This window comes from Mesorhizobium sp. M2A.F.Ca.ET.037.01.1.1 (genome assembly GCF_003998075.1).
Lineage (GTDB): Bacteria > Pseudomonadota > Alphaproteobacteria > Rhizobiales > Rhizobiaceae > Mesorhizobium.
The window spans coordinates 1-6,943 of sequence record NZ_RZSA01000275.1 but is presented as its reverse complement, the minus strand read 5'-3'; the positions used below and the strand labels follow the sequence as shown (position 1 = coordinate 6,943).

Sequence of the window (6,943 nt, the reverse complement as noted above, 5' to 3'; positions counted from 1 at the left end):
CGCGACATGTGCTCACTGATCCCGTCGCTGAGATCGCGCTCCACAAGCTGAAGGAAACAGATTTCGACCAATGGAGAAGCCGTCGATCGCCCGCTCTTTCGGTGTCGACAATTCGTCGTGTGACCAACGATCTAAAAGCATCACTCAACGCTGCGGCCGTCAAAAATCGCTCCCGCCTCCCGGCTGAAGTCGCGCTCATCATTAAGAACGGGTTGTCAGCAGGCGAGGCAGCGCCGCCGGTCGCTCGCGACCAGGCCGCACTGCCCGACGCTGACGTCCGCCGAATTATCGGAGCGGCGAGGGCAGTTGATATCGACCAGGGCTGGGATGGTGACCTTCTGCGCATGGTGTTGGTTTTGTCCGCAACCGGGGCCCGTTTTTCGCAGGTAGCTCGCATGGCTGTGGGTGACATCCAGATACAGCAAAACAGATTGATGGTGCCGACCAGTCGCAAAGGGAGAGGCACAAAGAATACGACGCACATTGGGATTAGGGTTGGCACGGACGTCATCGATCAGTTGCGCCCCGCGATTGCTGGAAAGCAGCGAGGTGAAGCTTTGCTTCAACGGTGGCGTCATGTTCAGACGAAGGCCACCGAGATCCGGCCGCCCCAGTGGGTTCGCGATGCTCGCGGTCCCTGGACTGCAGCGAGCGAACTTGCCCGGCCCTGGCTCGACATCATCACCCGCGCCGGCCTTCCGCGAGAGGTTGTGCCTTACTCTTTGAGGCATTCCTCGATAGTGCGCCAGCTTCGTGCAGGTCTTCCGGTTCGGCTCGTAGCCGCCCTGCATGACACGAGCACCATTATGATTGAACGCCACTATGCCTCGGCTATTGTCGATCTGCTCGACGAGCTATCTGCAAGCGCAATCGTTCCGTTAATGTCTGACCAACCGGCAACGAACGTGATGGCGCTCCGCGCTGGCCAGTTGTGAGCGGGAGATAAACTGGGCCGAACGACGTGAGGATGCTCGGCAGTGAAGCTCCTGTGGATATCGGGGAAATCTTTCAAAACCAAATGCTCTAATTATTGTACGCAATTGAACGCGTATGAACGCACCGTGGATTCGTTGAAGCCGTAGAAGGTGGCTTTTCGCCCGTCCTGAGCATCAAATTATCCAGAATATTGCCTTGTTTACACCCGTCTAGGCATGGGCATAAGTGGCTGTTGGCTCAAATTTGTATGAGGCAACGCCATGTCGTTCCAGAACGCCACGAACAGCGATTCGACCAGCCAAGCACCACCCCGTCCTCAACTGGCGACCGACGTCAAGGGCGCGGTGATCTATACAGGGCTGTGCCGCGCCCAACTCTACAAGGACATGCGGGCCGGCCTGCTCATTGCTCGCAAAAAGGGCTCTCGCACGATCCTGCTGTACGAGGAGTTGGACCGCTACCTCAAGGCCATGCCTGAGGCGAAGTTCAAGCCCCTGGGCGATGACACATTGAACTCCTAGTTCCCTAACTCCCAAACAAGCAATCTTGACCAAGATCGTGCTGCAGAGCCGATCTGTGGAAGGACTTTGCCATGGGTCGCCGCTCCGACTTCCCCCGCATCGCCAAAGACCTCTACAGCACACCGGCAATGGCGCTTCCGCCACTGCTGTTCCATCTTCCTCGCGCTGTCCGCTACATTGAACCAACGGCCGGCAATGGCGCTCTAATCCGCGGCCTGGCCGAGCATGGCCACATCTGCCAGCTCGCAATCGACCTGGATCCTGGAGATTCGCAGATCGCCCAGCGCAATGCGCTGTCTCTGACATCGGTCGATATCGTTGGCGTCGACCTAATCATCGGGAATTTGCCGTGGTCATGGCACTCTTTCGAACCGATTCTCAAGCACCTACTGACGCTTGGTCTTCCAACCTGGATCTTGCGCGACACCCCCTGGCTATTCAACCGGCGCTCGTCCGGACTGGTTGATCGCTGCGCGCTTGTGCAGCCGACGCGGCGCCTGCGCTGGATCCCGGACACGAAAGACTGCGCGAAGGACGATTGCGCCTGGCACTTCTTCCCGCCTGGTCACTGCGGAGGGCCCAAGATCCTCCCGCGTATCGAGGTGCCGAGGCCCACGGGGTGCCTGCCGTGATAGGCGATAGTGACATGGGCAAGAGGTGCCGCCGCGCTACCGCGGAACTGCCCGCGTACCAGTCGGCGCCTGGCCCGGTGATGGCATCGGCTAGGATGGCTTGCAGATGTCTGCTCGATGCGCAGTCGCGTCTGAAAAACCAAGGCTATTATTGCAGACTTCTCGACGAGGCGTGTGGCGCTGCCAGCACCCTGCTGACCGACCGGGTTGGCACATGCCAGCCAGGCTGCGACGTCCCGAAATACATTGCGGAGGCGGCCAAAGAATACCGACGTGCGGCCGGGAGAAGCTACTGATGGCCAAACCGCAGCGGCTTCACATCCTGTCCTACGCTGAGATGCGGGAACTGCCTGAACCCGAATGGCTCATCGAGGGCCTGATCCAGAAGAACGCAGCCGCTTTGATGTTCGGCAAATCGAACTCATTCAAGTCGTTTCTCGCAATAGACATAGGCCTGTCGGTGGCGTCTCGACGTCCATGGCAGGGGCATGAGGTAAACCCTGGCTCCTGTGCACCCGACGTTCTGCCAGCTGTGCTGTTTGTTGCAACCGAAGGCGGAAATGGCATCGGCCGTAGGCGCATTCCTGCCTGGTATAACCATCACGGTATAGCTGAGAAGGAGCGGACAGCATTTCTCTACCCCCAAGAAATCCGGCTCGATCGACCCGATGACGTCTCCGGCTTGATCGCTGCAATCGTCGATATCGAACTACACGCTCTACCGAGCGTAAAATTCACGTTGGTCGTCATCGACATTTTCGGTGGCTCTATGGCTGGATCTGAGATCGAAGACAGAACGGCCAGGGCTTGGGTGCATGGGGTTCAGCGGATCATGCGCGAAGCCGGTGTCGCGGTGCTAACCGTCGCGCATACCGGCTGGCAGGACGATAGCCGCGCCCGCATGCACACGCATTTCTGGGGCAGCTTTGATACGCGTCTAAAAGTCGTAGGCGATAAGGAAGCCATGACGGCAACCTTGACCGTCGACAGGCACAAGGACGCCGACAGCAACGGAGCCTGGGGGGTGAAGCTGGTGAAGGCCGGTGACAGCCTGGTTCCTGAACTGGACGCCACGGTGAAGATTAGCCCGAGGAAGGCAACGCTCTCGGCCAAAAACCGCGCCGCCCTGAACGCGCTTGATGATGCAATTCAGACGAATGGCGTTCGCAAGTTCGGCTCTGATTGGCCCCCATGCAAAGTCGTGCTGATCGACCACTGGCGCCAACAGTTCTACCGGCATTCCGCCGACGATACCCCTGACGCCAAGAAGAAAGCATTCCAACGCGCTCGAGATGCACTGAGGGAGGCTGGGCATGTCCAGTTCTTCGACGATCACGCCTGGCTCTGCCACAGTTAGGCCAAGGCCGGGACATCGGGACATACCTATAGGTATATGTCCCGTTTTGTCCCGTCTCCCTGGCCTCGGGACGCACCGGGACATGTCCCGCAATGTCCCGCAATGTCCCGCCGTCTCGCGTTGATACGGTTGGAACAACAATCACCACCGACGCCCGGCGGATCCGGGCAAACATGGAGGTAGCAATGACGTTGGATAACAGGATTTCTGAAATGCGGAGCTTTATGCGCCAAATGCGATCCGTGCCGCCAGTATGGAGTGATTCAGCGCATGGCAGGGCGCCAGATGTGCTGCCGAACTTGCCGCAAGAGATTGAGCCATTGCTCCGCGCAATTGAGAAATATCGCGCCACAATACAGGTACTCGACCAAGAAGAATTGGACGAGTTATGCTCACACTTAGTCGGCCAGATGCTGAACTGGCGCTATGGCGAAGACTGGAGATGCACCGCGATGGCCTTGTACCATTTGGTGAATGACGAGTCGTTTCGCCGCGCTGATGAAGGCGAATAGGCTAGAAACTAGGGGCTTCCCACGAGAGCAGTCGCAGGTAGCAGCGCCCAAAGCCGCTACCTGCTTTCGATAGAAGCGATGACACTGGCGGGCAAATTCTTGAGCGCTACCGAGCTTGAACGCATCGAGCCTCTTAATTTTGAGCTTCGCTCACCATAGTCTGGTGCAAACCAACCGAGCGGTATTATAATACCTCCATGCCGAACGCCAAATTGAACATGCGACAAGAACGCTTCTGCCTTGCCCTTGCCGAGGGCCTCCCCCAATCCCGAGCCTATGTCGAGGCCGGCTACACGGCTCGTGGTAATGCGGCTGAGGCTGCAGCCGCGCGCCTGTTCAGAAATGTTCAGGTGCAATCACGGGTCGCCGAGCTGCAGGCTGCGGCCGCCAGGCGCTCGGAGATAACCGTCGATGACCTGGTTGCTGAACTTGACGCAATGATCGAGCTGGCGCGTGCCACCAAAAACCCATCAGCAGGCGTGACGGCCATCATGGGCAAGGCGAAGCTGCTCGGCCTGGTAGTCGACAGAGCCGAAGTCGCCACGACGCTGCGCCGCCCGATGCGCGAGCCGGGTGAGGTCATGCAGATGAGCCTTGAGGAGTGGGAGCGGCGGTTCAGGCCGAAGACAGCCGCATCGTAACACGGTGATAGTAAGCCACCCGCCGACTTGGACTTTGCCGCCACCAGCGGCCTAGTCAGAGATGTAAGGAAGTAAGCCTGTCTGCGACAAGCGACTGCAAGCGCCACAGGTTGCGATCCCGAATGCCCAAGGTCTCCAATTGCGAGATCGTGTTGTAAAGGTACTCGGCGCACGATCCGCCATGCCCACACGCCGTGGCCAAAATACTTGCCGTCTCATCCGGCGTAAGGCCTCCCATATAGTTGGCTCCCTTTCGATTGACGACGAAGGCAAGGGCGCGAATGAGCCCTTGGGCTGTCTGAACCTGCACCCAACGGGGAGTGTTGGTGAAGGGCTTGTTGGCTGGCCTCACCGGCATTTCACGCCGGACAAGTTTTCCGAGTTGGATATCGACGCTGTCCTCAGCCAGCCGTAGCGCCAGCCCCCTGCATTGGCCTCCCAGGTCGAGCCCCATCATCAAGCCTGGCTGGTCGACGGTTCCGCGCCAATCTTGCAGGCGAATACAGAACGAACGGTGCCAACCTGGCACCACGCCAGCGCGCTCCTCCACATGCTCTATGGCCGGGTTCCAGAGAAGTGAGCCATAGGCGAAAATCCACACATCCTGTCTATCAGGACGCGTTGCCAACATTTCTCGAACGATGGCGTTCCACTCGGTTTCGGTATTGCGAACTATATCCGGGCCGGGACCGGTACTCTCGATCGCGCGAATTGTACGCACGACCAAATCAGCTGTCAGCGCCATCTGGCGTCGCGCTCGTGGCATAGGCGCGCCCTCTCGAACCCGTGTGATGTCCCGCCTGCAGGCACCGCAATATTACTGCCGAAGCCTGCCCCTCACAAACAGGTGCTTAACATTAGCCGGTTCGCAAGCGGAAACGGCATTTCGGCCCGGTCTGTGCCCGGCAGGTGAGTGGCATCCGCGCCACGGTAAGACACTCGCAAAGGGGGACGCTGGCCATTTGTTGGGCGGTTCTGAAAACTCGGCCTCACATTCCCATGACGGCATCTCGTCAGCGTAGGTCGACGCTCTCGCATGACCAACGCTTGTAAGTATTACATATGAGCGTATATTGTCCTTACGATCTGCAGGAACGCCCATGAAGCCCGTCATCTCCTACCTTCGCGTGTCGACCAACGGGCAGGGCAGAAGCGGCCTCGGACTTGAAGCACAGCGTCTGGCAATAGCTCGTTTTGCCGAGACCGAAGGGTTCGACATCACCGGCGAGTTCGTCGAGATCGAGACTGGCAAGGGTGCGGACGCTCTGTCGCGTCGTCCGCAACTCGCCAAGGCGCTTGCTGCCGCGAAGAAGGCCGGATGCTCAATCGTTGTTGCGAAGCTGGACCGACTCTCCCGTGATGTCGCTTTCATTTCCGGTTTGATGGCGAGGCGCGTGCCGTTCATCGTCGCCGAGCTTGGGCCGAACGTCGATCCGTTTGTGCTGCATCTCTTTGCCGCCGTCGCCGAGCGCGAACGAGCTATGATTTCCGAGCGCACGCGCGCCGCACTGACCGCTGCCAAAGAGCGTGGCGTCAAACTTGGCGGCCCGAAGCTTGTCGAAGCGCAGCAGCGATCAGTTGAGGTTCGAATGGCACAAGCCGATGGCTTCGCGGCCAACATCCTTCCGATCATCCGCGACATTCAAGCGAGCGGGATAAAATCGCGGCGGCAGGTCGCGGTAGCACTTAATGCACGAGGCATCGCGTCGGCGCGCGGCGGGACGTGGACAGCAGTTCAGGTGACGGACATCATCAATCGCGAAGAGCGCTTGAAATCCAATCTGCCCGAGCCCGGCGTTGAGTCACAGGATGAGACGACCAAAGGTGGCGAGCCAATATCGCGTACACCGCTTGGGTCGCGTTGGTGACAAGGCGGCAGCGGGGGAAGAACCGTGGCGGAAATTGTCTTTCAGCGCGCTGGCGACTGTCTGCAGGCGTTCAACAAGGATGCGATAATCGTGGCCGACATCCTCGGCCTGGCAGTGACGAGGGCACCAGAGGACGACGCCGATATGGTTGGCATGCCCAATCACGCCCAAGCCGACAGCTTCGCGGCCCTGTACGCTGCCAGCCACAAACCGCACCTGATCGCGAAGACCGAGGCGCTCGACGAGATCTGGCGGCGCACTCACGCCGACTTTAGGGGTATAGTCGACGGCAAGCGGACGTTGATAGTTTTTCGCCATGACGGCCCGACGCTTGTTCCGCTTGACGATCTCACGCCGGCCGAGATCGCGAGGCTCTATCCGAGGGAGCTGTGAGGCGCCCTGGTACCCGGCACCCCGGGGTTTGTCGGTGGCGGGGGTAGGGGGTGCTTGTGGGGCCCCTGTCTGACGCGCGGGCT

The 6,943-nt window shown here is 59.4% G+C and carries 9 protein-coding genes; 8 read left to right on the top strand and 1 reads right to left on the bottom strand.

Features of this window, described 5'->3' with window-relative positions:
- The 6 genes from EOA27_RS15625 to EOA27_RS15600 form a co-directional block, all read left to right on the top strand.
- Window positions 1–935 (top strand): tyrosine-type recombinase/integrase (locus EOA27_RS15625; protein WP_127256640.1); only part of this gene is annotated, 935 nt, incomplete at its 5' end.
- A 261-nt stretch (window positions 936–1,196) separates the two neighbouring features.
- Window positions 1,197–1,457 (top strand): hypothetical protein, encoded by a 261-nt coding sequence (locus EOA27_RS15620; RefSeq protein ID WP_127256638.1) that lies wholly within the window; start codon window positions 1,197–1,199, stop codon window positions 1,455–1,457.
- Window positions 1,458–1,528: 71 nt separating this feature from the next.
- Window positions 1,529–2,089, top strand: a complete 561-nt coding sequence (locus EOA27_RS15615) for a hypothetical protein (protein ID WP_127256636.1) — start codon at window positions 1,529–1,531, stop codon at window positions 2,087–2,089.
- Window positions 2,090–2,384: 295 nt separating this feature from the next.
- Window positions 2,385–3,446, top strand: coding sequence for an AAA family ATPase (locus EOA27_RS15610; RefSeq protein ID WP_189562038.1), 1,062 nt, complete (start codon window positions 2,385–2,387; stop codon window positions 3,444–3,446).
- 185 nt (window positions 3,447–3,631) lie between these two features.
- A complete protein-coding gene (locus EOA27_RS15605) occupies window positions 3,632–3,958 on the top strand; it encodes a hypothetical protein (RefSeq protein ID WP_127256632.1) in 327 nt (108 codons plus the stop codon).
- 197 nt (window positions 3,959–4,155) lie between these two features.
- A complete protein-coding gene (locus EOA27_RS15600; RefSeq protein ID WP_127256630.1) occupies window positions 4,156–4,599 on the top strand; it encodes a terminase small subunit in 444 nt (147 codons plus the stop codon).
- Window positions 4,600–4,654: 55 nt separating this feature from the next.
- On the opposite strand, the gene EOA27_RS15595 is transcribed toward EOA27_RS15600, so the two are convergent.
- Entirely contained in the window at window positions 4,655–5,344 is a 690-nt protein-coding gene (locus EOA27_RS15595; protein ID WP_245491100.1) for a gamma-glutamylcyclotransferase, read from the bottom strand.
- Between the two features lie 355 nt (window positions 5,345–5,699).
- Between EOA27_RS15595 and EOA27_RS15590 the strand changes: the two genes are divergently transcribed.
- A complete protein-coding gene (locus tag EOA27_RS15590) occupies window positions 5,700–6,467 on the top strand; it encodes a recombinase family protein (RefSeq protein WP_127256626.1) in 768 nt (255 codons plus the stop codon).
- Window positions 6,468–6,491: 24 nt separating this feature from the next.
- Window positions 6,492–6,860, top strand: a complete 369-nt coding sequence (locus EOA27_RS15585) for a hypothetical protein (RefSeq protein WP_127256624.1) — start codon at window positions 6,492–6,494, stop codon at window positions 6,858–6,860.
- Window positions 6,861–6,943 lie beyond the last annotated feature (83 nt).